Below are 15,851 nucleotides of genomic sequence, written 5' to 3'. Positions count from 1 at the left end.
ACGTCACCTCACTTGAATCGCTACCGGCAGCTTGTCGATCCGGATCGCCGACGCCTTGAACTCCGCCGTCCCCGCGATCGGGCAATTGGCCTCGATCGTCAGCTGGTTGGTGTCCACCTCGTCGGGAAAGTGCATGGTCATGAACGCGAGCCCGGGCCGCAGCGCCGGGTCGATCCACACCGGCGCCACCACCGCCCCGCGCCGCGAGGAGACCTGGACCTCCTCACCGACCACCACGCCGTAGCGCTCCGCGTCCTCCGGGCACAGCTCGACGTACTCCCCGCGCCGCAGCGGCGAGGCGAAACCGCCGCTCTGCACCCCGGTGTTGTACGAGTCGAGCCGCCGCCCGGTGGTCAGCCGGATCGGGTACTCCTCGTCCGTCAGGTCGACCGGCGGGTCGTGCTGGACCAGCCCGAAGGGCGCGAGCCGGCCGCGCTCGGCCCGGTCGGCGGCCCACAACCGCCCGTGCAGATAGGTCGGTTCGAGCCGGTCCGTCTCCGGGCACGGCCACTGGATGCCCTGGTGCTCCTCCAGCCGCTCGTACGTCATCCCGAAGTGGTCCGGGGACACCGACCGCAGCTCGTTCCAGACGGCCTCGGAATCCGCGTACTTCCACTCGTGGCCCAGTCGGGAGGCGAGGTCGCAGAGGATGTCAATGTCCTCGCGGGCCTCACCGGGCGGGACGACCGCACGCCGCACCCGCTGAACCCGCCGCTCGCTGTTGGTCGTCGTGCCCTCGGTCTCGGCCCAGCCGGCCGTCGCGGGCAGGACGACGTCCGCGAGCTCGGCCGTCTTCGTCAGGAAGATGTCCTGGACGACGAGGAAGTCGAGGGCCCGCATGCGCCGTACCGCCTGCTCGCTGTCGGCCTCCGACTGCGCCGGGTTCTCGCCGATGCAGTAGACGGCCTTGAGCGTGCCCTCCTCCATGGCCTCGAACATCTCGGTCAGGTTCATCCCGTAGTGGGGCTGGATGACGGTGTCCCAGGCGGACTCGAACTTCAGCCGGGTGTCCGGGTCGAGGATGTCCTGGAAGCCGGGCAGCCGGTTCGGGATGGCGCCCATGTCGCCGCCGCCCTGCACGTTGTTCTGCCCGCGCAGGGGCTGCAACCCCGAGCCGAACCGCCCCACATGGCCCGTCAGGAGCGACAGATTGATGAGCGCGCGGACGTTGTCCGTGCCGTTGTGGTGCTCGGTGATGCCGAGCGTCCAGCACAGCTGGGCGCGCTCGGCGCGGGCGTAGGCGTGCGCCAACTCCCGTATCGCGGCGGCCGGTACGCCCGTCACCTTCTCGGCGAGGGACAGCGTCCAGGGCTCGACGAGCCGCCGGTACTCCTCGAAGCCGGTGGTCGCCCGCTCGATGAACGCGTCGTTGGCCAGCCCCGCCCGGATGATCTCGCGGCCGATCGCGTGCGCCATCGGGATGTCCGTGCCGACGTTCAGCCCGAGCCAGCTCTCCGCCCACTCGGCCGTGGACGTGCGGCGCGGGTCGACCGCGTACATCCGGGCGCCGTTCCTGATCCCCTTCAGGACGTGCTGGAAGAAGATCGGGTGCGCGAAACGGGCGTTGGAACCCCACATCACGATGAGGTCGGTGTGCTCGACCTCCGTGTACGAGGAGGTCCCGCCGCCCGAGCCGAAGGCGGCCGACAGGCCCGCCACGCTGGGCGCGTGGCAGGTCCGGTTGCAGGAGTCGACGTTGTTGGTGCCCATGACCACGCGGGCGAACTTCTGCGCCACGTAGTTCATCTCGTTGGTCGCGCGGGCGCAGGAGAACATGCCGAACGCGTCGCGTGCCGCGCCCAGGCCGCGGGCGGCACGGTCCAGGGCCTCGTCCCAACTCGCCCTCCGGAAGGGTTCGTCGCGGGAGTCACGGACCAGTGGGTACTCAAGTCGGTTGTAGATCTTGGGAGTTCGGTCGCGCTTCCTCATGCGGTGGTCCTCACGGTCCTCATGCGGGTGCTCATGGCTGTCCTCATGCGGCGGGTCCTCATGCGGCTGTCCTCAGGGCGAGGAGGTCCGAGATGGCGTGGACGGTGCGGAGCGTGGGCACCGGGACGTCGGTGATCTCCGCGAGTTCGACGACGGCGGCGAGCAGGACGTCGAGTTCGAGCGGCTTGCCGCGCTCCAGGTCCTGGGGCGTCGAGGTGCGGTGGTCGCCGACGCGCTCCGCGCCGGCCAGCCGCCGTTCGATGGAGACGCCCACCTCACAGCCCAGCGCCTCGGCGACCGCGAGCGTCTCGGCCATCATGATCTCGATGACCCGGCGCGTACCGCCGTGCAGGCACATCTGCCGCATGGTCGCGCGGGCCAGGGCGCTGATGGGGTGGCAACTGGTCACCGTGGAGCGCACGTTGGGCCGGTTTAGCTCGATCGTGTGATGGTCGGCTTTCGGGCTTGCGAGGTCTGGTGCGGGCCGGGGTAGCGTGGGCAGCGCGATCTGGGACGCCGGGTGTGGTGCCAGCGTGCGGGGCCCCTGCTCCACCGGAGTGATGGTTCGGGGCCTCCCCGTCGCCTCTGGCTGCATCCACATGGCCAGGTCGTGAGGGACTCCGCCCTTCCGGGGCCGGACCAGGATCCGTGTCGCCGCCCGGTTGCGAAAGCGGACGACCAGTGCGCCCAAGACCGTTCGGGGCGTGCCAGTGCGCGGGCTCGCTCCCGCTCACTGCCCAAGAACGGTTGAAGGAGATGTTGCCGAGCAGTTTGAGCCAGGCGTCGTTGCCCAGGAAGACGAAGTCGACCGGGCCGACCTCGGCCGGGTCGTCGGTGGCGTGGGCCCGTGCGGTGAAGTCACCGCGCGGGCTGAGCACTCGCACTCCGTGCTGCCTCATGGCCGCCAGATGCGGTCCACGGGCGATGAGGTGCACATCGGCACCCGCGCGATGGAGCGCGGCACCGACGTAGGCGCCGATCGCACCGGCGCCGAGAACTGCCACTTTCACGGGAGGGGCTCCGTTCGGTCGAGGGTACCGAGGAGACGCTGACAGCGTTGAACCATGTCGACTGAATATTGTCTACAGTATGGGAGTTGGGGCAGCAAGAGTTCGCGCAGCACCTGCGACACGCTTTCGCGCGGCACCGCGACACGTGGGGCCGCGGCCGGGAATCGACCTGCGCGGGCACGGGATTCGCTGTGTGTCGCGTCCCGAACACCCTTGGTAGAACCATGGAGTTGGGCCTGAACGACCGTTCGTCGGCCCGAACCGACCGCTCGTCGCGCCCGGCATACCGCTCACCGCATACGGGATACGCGTTCGGGCGGCCGCCTTCCCAACAGTGCGACCGCTTTCTATCGTCCGGGATCATGAGTCCCCCTGTAGCCCCACCGGGCTGGAGCCGCTGGCTGGTCCCGCCCGCGGCCCTGTCGGTCCACCTCTCCATCGGACAGGCCTACGCCTGGTCCGTGTTCAAGCCGTCCCTGGAGTCCGCGCTGGACCTCAGCGGCACCCAGAGCGCCCTGCCCTTCCAGCTCGGCATCGTGATGCTCGGCCTGTCCGCCGCGTTCGGCGGCACACTCGTCGAACGCAACGGGCCGCGCTGGGCGATGACGGTCGCCCTGATCTGCTTCTCGTCGGGCTTCCTGCTCTCCGCGCTCGGCGCCGTCACCGAGCAGTACTGGCTGATCGTCTTCGGCTACGGCTTCGTCGGCGGCATCGGCCTCGGCATCGGATACATCTCGCCCGTCTCCACGCTCATCAAGTGGTTCCCGGACCGGCCCGGCATGGCCACCGGCATCGCCATCATGGGGTTCGGCGGCGGCGCGCTCATCGCCTCGCCGTGGTCCGCGCAGATGCTGGAGTCCTTCGGCTCCGACAACACCGGCATCGCGCAGGCCTTCCTCGTGCACGGGCTGACGTACGCCGTCTTCATGTCCCTCGGCGTGTTCCTGGTCCGTGTACCGCGCGCCACGAAGACCGCGGCCGACGGCGGTCCGGCGCCGCTCGAAGGCGTACAGGTCTCCGCGAACAGCGCCATTCGCACGCCGCAGTTCTGGTGCCTGTGGGTGGTGCTCTGTATGAACGTGACCGCGGGCATCGGCATCCTGGAGAAGGCCGCCCCGATGATCACGGACTTCTTCTCGGACACCTCCACACCCGTCTCGGTGTCGGCGGCGGCCGGATTCGTCGCCCTCCTGTCCGCGGCGAACATGGCGGGCCGTATCGGCTGGTCGTCGACGTCCGACCTGATCGGACGCAAGAACATCTACCGCGTCTACCTGGGTGTCGGCGCGCTGATGTACGCCCTCATCGCCTGGGTCGGGGACTCCTCGAAGCCGCTGTTCATCTGCTGCGCCCTGGTGATCCTCTCCTTCTACGGGGGCGGCTTCGCGACCATCCCCGCCTATCTGAAGGACCTCTTCGGGACCTACCAGGTCGGCGCGATCCACGGGCGGCTGCTCACCGCCTGGTCGACCGCCGGAGTCCTCGGACCACTGATCGTCAACTGGATCGCGGACCGGCAGGAGGAGGTCGGCAAATCCGGAGCGTCCCTCTACGGAGTGTCACTGATCATCATGATCGGGCTGCTCGTGATCGGCTTCGTCGCCAACGAGCTGGTCCGTCCCGTCAACGTCCGTCACCACTTGCCAGCCCAGAAGGAGGCCGCCGATGTCCACGAGCGACAGCAGTCCGCCTGACGGCAGTACGTCCGACCGCCGTGGGCTGATCGCCTTCGCCTGGCTCTGGGTGGGGGCGCCGTTGGTCTATGGTCTGTACGAGCTCGTACAGAAGGCCACACAGTTGTTCACGGGATAGAAGTGTTCACAGGATAGATGTTCGAGCCTCCGAGGGCCTGACAGAAGCCGACAAGGGTCGCACACCAATCCTGTGGCTTTACGTGTCCTCGTACCCGCGGGTACTTGATCAGACTGGTGAGTCCCGTTACCCAGGCAACCAAAAGGGACCGCCCATGAACGGCTCGCGCATCGCCGCTGTCGGCCACTACCAGCCCGCCAGGATTCTCACCAACGAGGACCTGGCGGACCTGGTCGACACCAGCGACGAGTGGATCACGAGCCGGGTGGGTATCCGCACGCGCCATATCGCCGGACCAGACGAGCCCGTCGACGACCTGGCCGCGCACGCCGCCGCCAAGGCCCTCGCGGCCGCCGGCCTCGCCCCCGGCGACATCGACTTCGTCCTGGTGGCCACCTCCACCGCCGTCGACCGGTCGCCGAACATGGCCGCCCGGGTCGCCGCCCGCCTCGGCATCCCGTCGCCCGCCGCCATGGACGTCAACGTCGTCTGCGCGGGCTTCACGCACGCGCTGGCCACGGCCGACCACGCCGTACGCGCCGGTGCCGCGACCCGGGTGCTCGTCATCGGCGCCGACAAGATGTCCGACGTGGCCGACTGGACGGACCGTACGACCTGTGTGCTCGTCGGGGACGGGGCGGGGGCCGCGGTCGTCGAGGCCGCCGAGGACGCCGGCATCGGGCCCGTGCTGTGGGGCTCGGTGCCCGAGATGGGGCACGCGGTCCGTATCGAGGGCACCCCCGCGCGGTTCGCGCAGGAGGGCCAGAGCGTCTACCGCTGGGCGACCACCAAGCTCCCGTCCCTCGCGCGCGCGGCCTGCGAGCGCGCCGGGCTGACCCCCGAGGAACTCGCCGCGGTCGTGCTGCACCAGGCGAACCTGCGCATCATCGAGCCCCTCGCCGCGAAGATCGGCGCCGTGAACGCCGTCGTCGCGCGCGATGTCACCGAGTCCGGCAACACCTCCGCCGCCAGCATCCCGATCGCCCTGTCCAAGCTCGTCGAACGCGGCGAGATCTCCACCGGCGACCCGGTCCTGCTCTTCGGCTTCGGCGGCAACCTCTCGTACGCGGGACAGGTCATCCGCTGCCCGTGACGTGCGGGTATGCCGTGGTGTGACCAGGCCAACTCCCCCTTGGGCTGGTCATTGTGCGCCGTAGACTGTAGACGAAAGACAATTGATACTGGCTCTTTGAGGCTGCCGTGTCGGCGCGCTGCCGACGTGCACGCCGCCGCTGCCCAGGAGGGGGACCGTGATGTTGTCGACCGGACTGCCGCAGGGGTCGGTGCCGAAGCTCGAACGGCCGGGTCCGCTCCGCGACCGCGTCTACGAGGCGCTGCTCGAACTCATCACGACGCGTGCCCTGCGGCCCGGCCAGCATCTCGTCGAGAGCGAGCTGGCGGGGCACCTCGGGGTCTCCCGTCAGCCCGTGCGCGAGGCGTTGCAGCGGCTGAACACCGAGGGGTGGGTCGACCTGCGGCCCGCCCAGGGCGCGTTCGTGCACGAGCCGACGGAGGCGGAGGCCGACCAACTCCTCACCGTACGCACGCTGTTGGAGGCCGAGGCCGCCCGGCTCGCGGCGGCCAACACGGGCACGGCCGGTATCGCCGCCCTTGAGGAGCTGTGCGCCCAGGGCGAGGAGGCGGTCGCCGCCGACGACGTGGACGGGGCGGTCGCGATGAACGCGCACTTCCACGCGAAGGTCATGGAGCTCGCGGGCAACACGGTCCTCGCCGAACTGGCCGCGCAGGTCGACCGCCGGGTCCGCTGGTACTACACGCCGGTCGCCAGGCAGCGCGGCCACCAGTCCTGGATCGAACACCGCGACCTGATCGCCGCGATCGCGGCCCGCGACGAACAACGCGCGACCGAGGTCATGCGCGCCCACACGGAACACACCCGCAGGACGTACCACGCACGACCGCGCGACTAGCCGACGGGAATGCTGAGGTCCTCACCAGCGGCGCCATGGGTTCCGTGCCTCACCCGGTACCCAGCACCGCCTGCGTCTGTGTCGTCTGGCCCACCCGTTTTCCCTCGGCGTCGTACAGGTCCGTCTGGATCACGATGAACGAGCGGCCCGTGTGGAGGGGCCGGGCTTCCGCGCGGACGTGTCCGGACCGGACCGCGCGGAAGAAGTTGGTCTTGGACTCCACGGTCGAAGTCCCCGCGCCCGCGGGCAGGTTGAAGAACGCGCACACCGCGCCCGCCGTGTCGGCGAGCGCCATCAGCGCCCCGCCGTGCAGCACCCCGCCCACCGTGCACAGCCGCGGCGACCACGGCAGGACGGCCCCGGCGAACTCCGGCCCGGCCGCCTCCAGTTCGATACCCAGCTCCACCGCGAACGGCACGGCGGCCAGCAGCGCGTCGAGAGCAGGATCGGGGGCGGGGCCGGTGGCTTTCGCGTCGGGGGCGAGGGCGTCTTCGTTCGTCATGTCGGGCGGACCTCTCGGGAAAGGAGGGGGCGGGCGGTACCGCGTACGGGTACCAGCCTGACCCCGTTCCCCGGCCAGGTCGATTACCTCAGGGGTAAGGCGGCCTGTCGAGTCGAGAGGCAGGGGCGGGCCGACGAGAGGTAGGGCGGGCCCGGAGGGGTCGGGCGGGCCGGGTGCTTCAGAACGCGTTCGCGTGTTCCGTCGCCCACTCCCGGAACGTCCGCGGGGGTCGCCCCGTGACCTCCTCGACCGTCGGCAGGACCTGGGACTCGTCCAGGATCCCGTCGGCGAAGAAGCGGAGGAACGCTTGGGCGTACGGAGGCGGGAACGCGGCCCCCAGCGCCTCGCGGGCCTCCTCGTCCGTGAGTCCGACCGTACGCAGCTCGCGGCCCAGTACCTCACCGAGGACGGCGATCCGGTCGGCGGGCAGCAGCGACTGAGGTCCCGTCAGGGTGTGGACGCGGCCCGCGTGTTCGGGGGAGAGGAGGGCACGGGCGGCGACCTCGGCTATGTCGTACGGGTCGATGTCCGCCGTACGGACACCGGGGAACGGCACCCGCACCTCGTCGCCCTTGCGGATCTGGTCCGCGAGCGACACCGCGTTCGACATGAAACTCACGGGCCGCAGGAACGTCCAGGCGAGCCCGGACTCACGCACCCCGTCCTCCGCGGCCCGCAGATAGCGGGTGACCGCGTTGCCGTCGTCGACCTCCGCCGACTTGCCGGAGAGCATCACCACCCGCTCGACACCCGCCGCCCGCGCGTCGGCGAGGACGGCCCGCTGCCCCTCGTACCCCGGCATCAGGAACAGGGCGCGCACCCCGTCGAGCGCGTCCCGTACGGTCTCCGGGCGGTTCAGATCACCGGCCACCCCCTCGGCCCCCCGCGGCAGTCCGGCCGCCTCGCCCGAACGGCTCAACGCGCGGACCGGCGCACCCGCGGCGGTGACCGCGCGCACCACACCGGCCCCCACGTTCCCCGTGGCACCCGTCACCAGAATCATGTCTTCCCCCGCTTCCGCCTCTTCCGCTCCGGGCCACGGCGGCCCCGAGTCAGTCAGGGCGCCCATCCTGCTGCGTCCGTCTGCGCCGGGCCAGGACCCCAACTTCCTTTGTCCTCTGAGTGGAAGAAGTCGTCGGCAATTCGTGCGCAACTTCTTCCCAGGTTCGGCAGCCACTGCTACGTTCCCCTCGAAAGCCAATGACGGCGGTGCCGATGAGGCGGGGAGGGGCTCGTGAGACGTATGACGGCGCGACCCGGAAACGCCCACCAGGCGCGGCTGCTCAGGCTGTTGCGTGACGGGGGTCCCAACTCGCGGGCCCAGCTGGGCGATCAGGTGGACCTGTCGCGCTCCAAACTGGCCGTCGAGGTCGAACGGCTGCTGGAAACCGGCCTCGTGGTGGCCGATGGACTCGCCGCCTCGCGCGGCGGCCGCCGCTCCCACAACATCCGGCTCGCTCCCGCGCTGCGCTTCCTCGGGGTCGACATCGGCGCCACCTCGGTCGATGTGGCCGTCACCAACGCGGAGTTGGAGGTGCTGGGGCACATCAACCAGCCCATGGACGTACGCGAGGGCCCGGTCGCGGTCTTCGAGCAAGTCTTGTCCATGGCCGCGAAGTTGAGGGCCTCGGGGCTGGCTGAGGGGTTCGACGGCGCCGGCATCGGCGTACCCGGCCCGGTCCGCTTCCCCGAGGGCGTCCCGGTCGCCCCGCCGATCATGCCGGGCTGGGACGGGTTCCCGGTGCGCGAGGCGCTGAGTCAGGACCTCGGCTGCCCCGTCATGGTCGACAACGACGTGAACCTGATGGCGATGGGGGAGCAACACGCGGGCGTGGCCCGTTCCGTGGGTGACTTCCTCTGCGTCAAGATCGGTACCGGTATCGGCTGTGGGATCGTCGTCGGCGGTGAGGTCTACCGCGGTACGACGGGCAGCGCGGGCGACATCGGCCACATCCAGGCCGTACCGGACGGCCGCCCGTGCGCGTGCGGCAACCGGGGCTGCCTGGAGGCCCACTTCAGCGGCGCCGCGCTCGCCCGCGACGCCACGGAGGCCGCCCAGCAGGGGCATTCCCAGGAACTGGCGGCACGGCTGGCGGCGGCGGGCGCCCTGAGCGCCGTCGACGTCGCCGCCGCGGCCGCCGCGGGCGACGCCACCGCGCTCGATCTGATCCGCGAGGGCGGCAACCGCACCGGCCAGGTCATCGCCGGACTCGTCAGCTTCTTCAATCCGGGCCTGGTGGTGATCGGCGGCGGGGTGACCGGACTCGGCCACACCCTGCTCGCCGCGATCCGCACCCAGGTCTACCGCCAGTCGCTTCCCCTGGCGACCGGCAACCTGCCCATTGTCCTGGGGGAGTTGGGCCCCACCGCCGGAGTCATCGGCGCGGCCCGGCTCATCAGCGACCACCTGTTCTCACCCGCGTAACGCCTGCAACCAGAGCAGCAAGAGCGCCATCTCGCCAGAGCAGCAAGAGCGCCACCTCGCCAGAGCCGCAAAAGCGCCACTTCTCCCGAGTCGCAAGAGCGCCACTTTCTCCAGAGCCGCAACAGCAGCGCTCCATCCAGAGCCGCTACCGCGCACCACGCACCCTGCTTCGCCCTGCCCTGAGACCGGCCCGCACGCCGAGGGGAACCGTCATGGCTCCAGAACCACCCCTGCTCACCATGTCCGGCATCACCAAGTCGTTCCCCGGTGTCCGGGCCCTCGACGGCGTCGATCTCGACGTCCAGAGCGGCGAAGTGCACTGCCTGCTCGGCCAGAACGGCGCGGGGAAGTCCACGCTCATCAAGGTCCTGGCAGGCGCCCACCAGCCGGACGACGGCACGATCACCTGGCGCGGCGAACGGGTCACCCTGCGCTCGCCCATCGCCGCGATGCGCCTCGGCATCGCCACCATCTACCAGGAACTCGACCTGGTGGAGCACCTGTCGGTGGCCGAGAACGTCTACCTCGGCCATGAACCGACGACCGCCGGATTTGTCGTACGTGGAAAGGACGCCAGGTCCTCAACCGCCGCCCTCCTCAAGCGACTTGGGCACTCGGAGATCGATCCCGGTCGGCTCGTCGGTGAGTTGTCCGCCGCCCAGCAGCAGATCGTCTCCATGGCGCGGGCGCTCTCCCACGACGTACGCCTCATCGTCATGGACGAACCGTCCGCGGCGCTCGACCCGGACGAGGTCGACAACCTCTTCCGCATCGTCGGCGACCTGACCACGGAGGGCGTCGCCGTCGTCTACATCTCGCACCGCCTGGAGGAGATCCGCCGCATCGGCGACCGGGTCACGGTCCTGAAGGACGGCCGGGCGGTGGCGGGCGGACTGCCCGCGAAGTCGACGCCGACCCGCGAGGTCGTCGCCCTCATGACGGGGCGGAACGTCGAGTACGTCTTCCCGGAGCGGCCCACGCACCAGGCGCTGCCCGATCCCGTGCTGGAGGTCCAAGGCCTCGCCCGGGACGGTGAGTTCGCCTCGCTCGACCTCACCCTGCGACCCGGCGAGATCGTCGGCCTCGCGGGACTCGTCGGCTCCGGCCGCTCCGAGATCCTGGAGACCATCTACGGCGCCCGGAAGCCGAGCAGCGGTCAAGTCCTCGTCGACGGAGAGCGGTTGAAGCCCGGCAGCGTCCGCGCCGCCGTCCGCGCCGGACTCGGCCTCGCCCCCGAGGAACGCAAGGCACAGGCCCTGCTGATGCTGGAGTCCGTCACCCGGAACGTGTCGGTGTCCTCCATGTCCCGCTTCTCGTACGGAGGTTGGCTGGACCGGAGCGCCGAGCGGGACGCGGCGCGGCAGGCGACGCGTGAACTGTCACTGCGTCCCGACAACCCGTCCGCACCCGTGCGGACCCTCTCCGGCGGCAACCAGCAGAAGGCGGTCCTGGCCCGCTGGCTGCTGCGTGGCTGCCGGGTGCTGCTGCTCGACGAACCGACCCGCGGCGTCGACGTCGGCGCCCGTGCCGAGTTGTACGCCGTCATCCGCCGCCTCGCGGACGAAGGCCTGGCCGTGCTCCTGGTCTCCAGCGAAGTACCCGAGGTCCTCGGCCTCGCCGACCGCGTCCTGGTGCTCCGCGAGGGCCGGGTCGTGCACACGGCGCCCGCCCGGGAGCTCGACGAACACCGCGTACTCGACCTCGTCTTGGAAGGAAGCCCGGCGTCATGACGCAGCCCGTGTCCCCGCCCCGGGACGAAATCCCGAAGCTGTCACCACAGGTGGAACCCAGTCCGTGGCGGGCGGTCGTGGCCCGCGCCGACGTCCGCACGCTCTCGCTGCTCGGTGTGCTCGCCGCCCTGATCCTCATCGGAGGCATCACCAAGCCCGACGAGTTCCTCGACACCCGCAACCTCCAACTCGTCCTCACCCAGGCCTCGGTGATCGGTGTCGTCACGGTCGGCATGACCTTCGTCATCATCTCCGGCGGTATCGACCTGTCCGTCGGCGCGATCGTCGCGCTCGCCTCGGTGTGGGCGACGACCGTCGCCACCCAGGACTTCGGCTTCACCGGAATCCTCTTCACGGCGGTGCTCGTCGGGGTCGGCTGCGGCCTCGTCAACGGGGTGCTGATCGCGTACGGCGCCATGGTGCCGTTCATCGCGACCCTGGCCATGCTCGCCTCGGCCCGCGGCCTGGCCCTCCAGATCACCGACGGCAACACCCAGGTCGTCACCGTCGACGGCATCCTCGACCTCGGCGAGCGCGACTCCTACGTCCTCGGCGTCCCGCCGCTCGTCATGGTGTTCGCGGTCGTGACGATCATCGGCTGGCTCGTGCTCAACCGCACCACCTTCGGCCGCCGCACGGTCGCCGTCGGCGGCAACGCGGAAGCGGCCCGGCTCGCCGGCATCGACGTACGCCGCCAGCGCCTCTACCTCTACCTGCTCTCCGGACTGTGCTGCGGCATCGCGGCCTTCCTGCTGATCATCCTGTCCGGCTCGGGCCAGAACACCAACGGCAACCTCTACGAACTCGACGCCATCGCCGCCGCGATCATCGGCGGCACCCTGCTCACCGGGGGACGCGGCACCATCGTCGGCTCGGTGCTCGGCGTCCTGATCTTCACCACGATCACCAACATCTTCGCCCTGAACAACCTGCAGAGCGACGTCCAGCAGATCGCCAAGGGCGCGATCATCGTCGCCGCCGTGCTCGTCCAGCGACGTACCGCCAGCACGACCTGAGGAAAGGGTTCACCGCCATGCCAGAGCTCACGAGCCGCAGAGGACTGCTCTTCGGCACCGCCGCCGTCTCGGCCGGTGTCCTCCTCGCCGGTTGCACCAGCAACGAGTCCGACGACGAGCCGTCCTCCAACGACCAGCCCGCCGCCGACGACAAGCCCGGCAAGCAGGTCACCATCGGCTTCGCCGGCCCGCAGGCCGACCACGGCTGGCTCAACGCGATCAACGACAACGCCAAGAGCCGCGCCAAGAAGTACAAGGACGTGACGCTGGAGATCACGGAGGGCTCCAACGACACCGCCCAGCAGATCGGCCAGATCGAGACGCTGATCAACAAGAAGGTCGACGTCCTGGTGGTGCTGCCCGCCGACGGCAAGGCGCTCACCCAGGTCGGCCTCCAGGCCATGCGCGCGGGCATCCCGGTCGTCAACCTCGACCGGATCTTCAACTCCCCGCAGGCGTACCGCTGCTGGATAGGCGGCGACAACTACGGCATGGGCCTCAACGCCGGCCACTACATCGGCGAGCAGCTCAAGGACAAGAAGGGTGCCCGGGTCATCGAGCTCGCGGGGCTCGACAACCTGGAGCTGACGAAGCAGCGCACGCAGGGCTTCGACGCGGCTCTCAAGAACTACCCGAACATCAAGAAGGTCGCCCGCCAGGCCGCCGAGTTCACCGTCGAGTCGGGACAGGCCAAGATGTCCCAACTCCTCCAGGCCCAGTCGAACTTCGACGCCCTGTGGAACCACGACGACGACCAGGGAGTCGGCGCCCTGCGCGCCATCGAGCAGGCCGGACGCGACGACTTCCTGATGGTCGGCGGCGCGGGCGCCCTGTCCGCCATGCAGGCCATCGAGTCGGACAACAGCGTCCTCAAGGCCACCGTCCTCTACCCGCCCACCATGGCCGCGTCCGCGATCGACCTCGCCCGCGCCCTCGGTCAGAGCAAGGGCATCGGCGGCCTCGCCGAGTTCGAGATCCCGGCTTCCCTGACCCTCTACTCGGCGGTCGTCGACAAGGACAACGTCAAGCAGTACCTGCCCACGGGCTTCAAGTAGGCCGCGCCTGTTCAGGGGCGCGGGGAACTGCGCGACCAGCCAAAACGGACCCGCAGACAACCCACGCACCCCGCGGAGCGCTGTCGCACAACACCCCCCACCGCGCCACGACGAAGAGGAGGACCTCCGCATGGGACAGCCGCAGCAGCCCGACGAGGCACAGGCCGGGGCAGCGGCCGGAAGGCCGCCGCTGGGCGTGGGCATGGTCGGATACGCGTTCATGGGCGCCGCCCACTCCCAGGGCTGGCGCACCGTGGGCCGCGTCTTCGACCTGCCGCGCCGACCGGTCCTCGCCGCCGTCTGCGGCCGTGACGCAGGAGCTGTACGAGCGGCGGCCGACCGGCTCGGCTGGGCGGCCGCCGAGACCGACTGGCGGGCGCTGATCGCCCGCGACGACGTCGACCTGGTCGACATCTGCACCCCCGGCGACAGCCACGCCGAGATCGCCATCGCCGCGCTCGCCGCGGGCAAGCACGTGCTGTGCGAGAAGCCCCTCGCCAACACGGTCGAGGAGGCCGAGGCGATGGCCGAGGCCGCCCAAGCCGCCGCCGGACGCGGCCAGGTGGCGATGGTCGGCTTCAACTACCGCCGGGTGCCCGCCACTTCACTCGCCCGGCGGATGATCGCCGAGGGGCGCCTCGGCACTCTGCGGCACGTACGGGTGACATACCTTCAGGACTGGCTGGTGGACCGGGAGTTCCCGCTCACCTGGCGGCTGCGCAAGGAGACGGCGGGCTCGGGCGCGCTCGGCGACCTGGGCGCGCACATCGTCGACCTCGCGCAGTACCTGGCGGGGGAGCCGGTCGTGGGAGTGTCCGCACTCACCGAGACCTTCGTACGGGAGCGGCCGTTGCCGGCCGGCTCCTCCAGCGGACTCTCGGCGGCCGGGGGCGGCGGACTCGGGGCGGTCACGGTCGATGACGCCGCCCTGTTCACCGGACGGTTCGCCTCGGGCGCCCTCGCGTCCTTCGAGGCCACCCGGTTCGCGACCGGCCGCAAGAACTCCCTGCGCATCGAACTCAACGGCGACAACGGCTCGTTGGCCTTCGACCTGGAGCGCCTCAACGAACTCTCGTACCACGACGCGACCGAGCCCGGCACCCACGCCGGCTTCCGCCGCATCCTCGTCACCGAACCCGACCACCCCTACCTGGAGGCCTGGTGGCCGCCGGGCCACGGCCTCGGATACGAGCACACCTTCGTCCACCAGGCCCGCGACCTGGTGCACGCGATCGCCGACGGCGGGCAGCCGCTGCCCTCCTTCGCCGACGGGCTGCAGGTGCAGCGCGTCCTCGCGGCGGTCGAGGAGAGCGCCGAGAAGAACTCCGTCTACACCCCCACAGCGAGCTGAGGAAGGCCACTGACATGCCGCGCACCTTCACGCTGTTCACCGGTCAGTGGGCCGATCTGCCCCTCGAAGAGGTCTGCCGGCTCGCCCGCGACTTCGGCTACGACGGACTCGAACTCGCCTGCTGGGGCGACCACTTCGAGGTCGACAAGGCCCTCGCGGACTCCTCGTATCTCGACTCCCGGCGGGAACTGCTCGACAAGTACGGCCTCAAGTGCTGGGCCATCTCCAACCACCTGGTCGGCCAGGCCGTCTGCGACGCCATCATCGACGAACGCCACCAGGCGATCCTCCCGGCCCGCATCTGGGGCGACGGCGAGGCGGAGGGCGTACGGCAGCGGGCGGCGTCCGAGATCGCCGACACCGCGCGCGCCGCGGCCGCCTTCGGCGTCGACACCGTCATCGGCTTCACCGGCTCCGCGATCTGGCACCTGGTCGCGATGTTCCCGCCCGCCCCGGAGTCGATGATCGAGCGCGGCTACGACGACTTCGCCATGCGCTGGAACCCCATCCTCGACGTCTTCGACACCGAGGGCGTGCGGTTCGCGCACGAGGTCCACCCGAGCGAGATCGCGTACGACTACTGGACAACTCAGCGCACTCTGGAGGCCGTTGACCACCGCCCGGCCTTCGGGCTGAACTTCGACCCCTCGCACTTCGTCTGGCAGGACCTCGACCCGGTCGGCTTCCTGTGGGACTTCCGCGACCGGATCTACCACGTGGACTGCAAGGAGGCCCGCAAGCGCCTCGACGGCCGCAACGGACGCCTCGGCTCCCACCTGCCGTGGGGCGACCCCCGCCGCGGCTGGGACTTCGTGTCCGCGGGCCACGGCGACGTCCCCTGGGAGGACGTGTTCCGGATGCTGCGCTCCATCGACTACAAGGGGCCCGTCTCGGTCGAGTGGGAGGACGCGGGCATGGACCGCCTCCAGGGCGCACCCGAGGCACTCACCCGGCTGAAGGCGTACGACTTCGAACCTCCGACGGCGTCCTTCGACGCGGCGTTCGGCGGCAACGACTAGCCACCCTCCCTCGCAAGTAGCCACCCCCCTCGCAGAGTTCCTTCCGGAGTGACGGCGCACCCCGGCGTATC

General features: G+C 70.2%; 13 protein-coding genes and 2 pseudogenes. 10 read left to right on the top strand and 5 right to left on the bottom strand.

Annotated elements, in window-relative coordinates:
• Nucleotides 1-3 precede the first annotated feature (3 nt).
• From OHA11_RS07060 to OHA11_RS07050, 3 genes and pseudogenes are all read right to left on the bottom strand, one after another.
• Nucleotides 4-1,929 carry a molybdopterin oxidoreductase family protein gene (locus tag OHA11_RS07060; protein ID WP_266493084.1) on the bottom strand — a complete coding sequence of 642 codons (1,926 nt, stop codon included), beginning with the start codon at nucleotides 1,927-1,929 and terminating at the stop codon, nucleotides 4-6.
• Nucleotides 1,930-1,987: 58 nt separating this feature from the next.
• Nucleotides 1,988-2,326 (bottom strand): annotated as a pseudogene (locus OHA11_RS07055) (ketopantoate reductase C-terminal domain-containing protein); the annotation flags it as partial.
• A gap of 391 nt (nucleotides 2,327-2,717) precedes the next feature.
• Nucleotides 2,718-2,939 (bottom strand): annotated as a pseudogene (locus OHA11_RS07050) (ketopantoate reductase family protein); the annotation flags it as partial.
• Nucleotides 2,940-3,301: 362 nt separating this feature from the next.
• Between OHA11_RS07050 and OHA11_RS07045 the strand changes: the two are divergent.
• The 4 genes from OHA11_RS07045 to OHA11_RS07030 all read left to right on the top strand — a co-directional run bounded on the left by OHA11_RS07045 (nucleotide 3,302) and on the right by OHA11_RS07030 (nucleotide 6,682).
• On the top strand, nucleotides 3,302-4,633 hold the full coding sequence (locus tag OHA11_RS07045) for an OFA family MFS transporter (protein ID WP_266493082.1): 1,332 nt from the start codon (nucleotides 3,302-3,304) through the stop codon (nucleotides 4,631-4,633).
• Complete coding sequence (locus OHA11_RS07040; protein ID WP_266493079.1) at nucleotides 4,605-4,751, top strand: hypothetical protein; 147 nt, start codon at nucleotides 4,605-4,607, stop codon at nucleotides 4,749-4,751. The genes OHA11_RS07045 and OHA11_RS07040 overlap by 29 nt, the downstream gene beginning before the upstream one ends.
• A 154-nt stretch (nucleotides 4,752-4,905) precedes the next feature.
• Nucleotides 4,906-5,844: a beta-ketoacyl-ACP synthase III gene (locus tag OHA11_RS07035; protein WP_266493077.1), complete on the top strand. Its 939-nt coding sequence runs from the start codon at nucleotides 4,906-4,908 to the stop codon at nucleotides 5,842-5,844.
• Nucleotides 5,845-6,004: 160 nt separating this feature from the next.
• Nucleotides 6,005-6,682: a GntR family transcriptional regulator gene (locus OHA11_RS07030; protein WP_266507015.1), complete on the top strand. Its 678-nt coding sequence runs from the start codon at nucleotides 6,005-6,007 to the stop codon at nucleotides 6,680-6,682.
• Between the two features lie 49 nt (nucleotides 6,683-6,731).
• Here the strand turns inward: OHA11_RS07030 and OHA11_RS07025 are convergent, their stop codons facing one another.
• Together OHA11_RS07025 and OHA11_RS07020 are read right to left on the bottom strand one after the other, a co-directional pair.
• Nucleotides 6,732-7,184: a PaaI family thioesterase gene (locus OHA11_RS07025; RefSeq protein ID WP_266493075.1), complete on the bottom strand. Its 453-nt coding sequence runs from the start codon at nucleotides 7,182-7,184 to the stop codon at nucleotides 6,732-6,734.
• A gap of 178 nt (nucleotides 7,185-7,362) precedes the next feature.
• Nucleotides 7,363-8,187: an NAD(P)H-binding protein gene (locus tag OHA11_RS07020; RefSeq protein WP_266493073.1), complete on the bottom strand. Its 825-nt coding sequence runs from the start codon at nucleotides 8,185-8,187 to the stop codon at nucleotides 7,363-7,365.
• A gap of 240 nt (nucleotides 8,188-8,427) precedes the next feature.
• Here OHA11_RS07020 and OHA11_RS07015 point away from each other — a divergent pair, with 240 nt between their 5' ends.
• From OHA11_RS07015 to OHA11_RS06990, 6 genes are all read left to right on the top strand, one after another.
• The gene (locus OHA11_RS07015; protein ID WP_266507014.1) at nucleotides 8,428-9,609 is read left to right on the top strand and encodes an ROK family transcriptional regulator; all 1,182 of its coding nucleotides are present in this window, start codon (nucleotides 8,428-8,430) and stop codon (nucleotides 9,607-9,609) included.
• A gap of 212 nt (nucleotides 9,610-9,821) precedes the next feature.
• On the top strand, nucleotides 9,822-11,339 hold the full coding sequence (locus OHA11_RS07010; protein WP_266493070.1) for a sugar ABC transporter ATP-binding protein: 1,518 nt from the start codon (nucleotides 9,822-9,824) through the stop codon (nucleotides 11,337-11,339).
• On the top strand, nucleotides 11,336-12,355 hold the full coding sequence (locus OHA11_RS07005) for an ABC transporter permease (protein WP_266493067.1): 1,020 nt from the start codon (nucleotides 11,336-11,338) through the stop codon (nucleotides 12,353-12,355). Before OHA11_RS07010 ends, OHA11_RS07005 begins: the two co-directional genes overlap by 4 nt.
• A gap of 17 nt (nucleotides 12,356-12,372) precedes the next feature.
• Nucleotides 12,373-13,410 carry a substrate-binding domain-containing protein gene (locus tag OHA11_RS07000; RefSeq protein ID WP_266493065.1) on the top strand — a complete coding sequence of 346 codons (1,038 nt, stop codon included), beginning with the start codon at nucleotides 12,373-12,375 and terminating at the stop codon, nucleotides 13,408-13,410.
• Nucleotides 13,411-13,540: 130 nt separating this feature from the next.
• A complete protein-coding gene (locus tag OHA11_RS06995) occupies nucleotides 13,541-14,761 on the top strand; it encodes a Gfo/Idh/MocA family protein (protein ID WP_266493063.1) in 1,221 nt (406 codons plus the stop codon).
• A 14-nt stretch (nucleotides 14,762-14,775) separates the two neighbouring features.
• A complete protein-coding gene (locus OHA11_RS06990) occupies nucleotides 14,776-15,780 on the top strand; it encodes a sugar phosphate isomerase/epimerase (RefSeq protein WP_266493060.1) in 1,005 nt (334 codons plus the stop codon).
• Nucleotides 15,781-15,851: the final 71 nt, after the last annotated feature.

Origin of the sequence: Streptomyces sp. NBC_00878 (assembly GCF_026341515.1) — a bacterium.
Classification (GTDB): domain Bacteria; phylum Actinomycetota; class Actinomycetes; order Streptomycetales; family Streptomycetaceae; genus Streptomyces.
This window is presented reverse-complemented; position numbering and strand designations above follow the sequence as displayed.

Bases quoted from the DNA above. Each gene is read 5' to 3' on its own strand.
- OHA11_RS07020 (WP_266493073.1), bottom strand. From the start codon at position 8,187: ATGATTCTGGTGACGGGTGCCACGGGGAACGTGGGGGCCGGTGTGGTG.
- OHA11_RS07025 (WP_266493075.1), bottom strand. From the start codon at position 7,184: ATGACGAACGAAGACGCCCTCGCCCCCGACGCGAAAGCCACCGGCCCC.
- OHA11_RS07015 (WP_266507014.1), top strand. From the start codon at position 8,428: ATGACGGCGCGACCCGGAAACGCCCACCAGGCGCGGCTGCTCAGGCTG.
- OHA11_RS07005 (WP_266493067.1), top strand. From the start codon at position 11,336: ATGACGCAGCCCGTGTCCCCGCCCCGGGACGAAATCCCGAAGCTGTCA.
- OHA11_RS06990 (WP_266493060.1), top strand. From the start codon at position 14,776: ATGCCGCGCACCTTCACGCTGTTCACCGGTCAGTGGGCCGATCTGCCC.
- OHA11_RS07060 (WP_266493084.1), bottom strand. From the start codon at position 1,929: ATGAGGAAGCGCGACCGAACTCCCAAGATCTACAACCGACTTGAGTAC.
- OHA11_RS07030 (WP_266507015.1), top strand. From the start codon at position 6,005: ATGTTGTCGACCGGACTGCCGCAGGGGTCGGTGCCGAAGCTCGAACGG.
- OHA11_RS07035 (WP_266493077.1), top strand. From the start codon at position 4,906: ATGAACGGCTCGCGCATCGCCGCTGTCGGCCACTACCAGCCCGCCAGG.
- OHA11_RS07040 (WP_266493079.1), top strand. From the start codon at position 4,605: ATGTCCACGAGCGACAGCAGTCCGCCTGACGGCAGTACGTCCGACCGC.
- OHA11_RS06995 (WP_266493063.1), top strand. From the start codon at position 13,541: ATGGGACAGCCGCAGCAGCCCGACGAGGCACAGGCCGGGGCAGCGGCC.
- OHA11_RS07000 (WP_266493065.1), top strand. From the start codon at position 12,373: ATGCCAGAGCTCACGAGCCGCAGAGGACTGCTCTTCGGCACCGCCGCC.
- OHA11_RS07010 (WP_266493070.1), top strand. From the start codon at position 9,822: ATGGCTCCAGAACCACCCCTGCTCACCATGTCCGGCATCACCAAGTCG.
- OHA11_RS07045 (WP_266493082.1), top strand. From the start codon at position 3,302: ATGAGTCCCCCTGTAGCCCCACCGGGCTGGAGCCGCTGGCTGGTCCCG.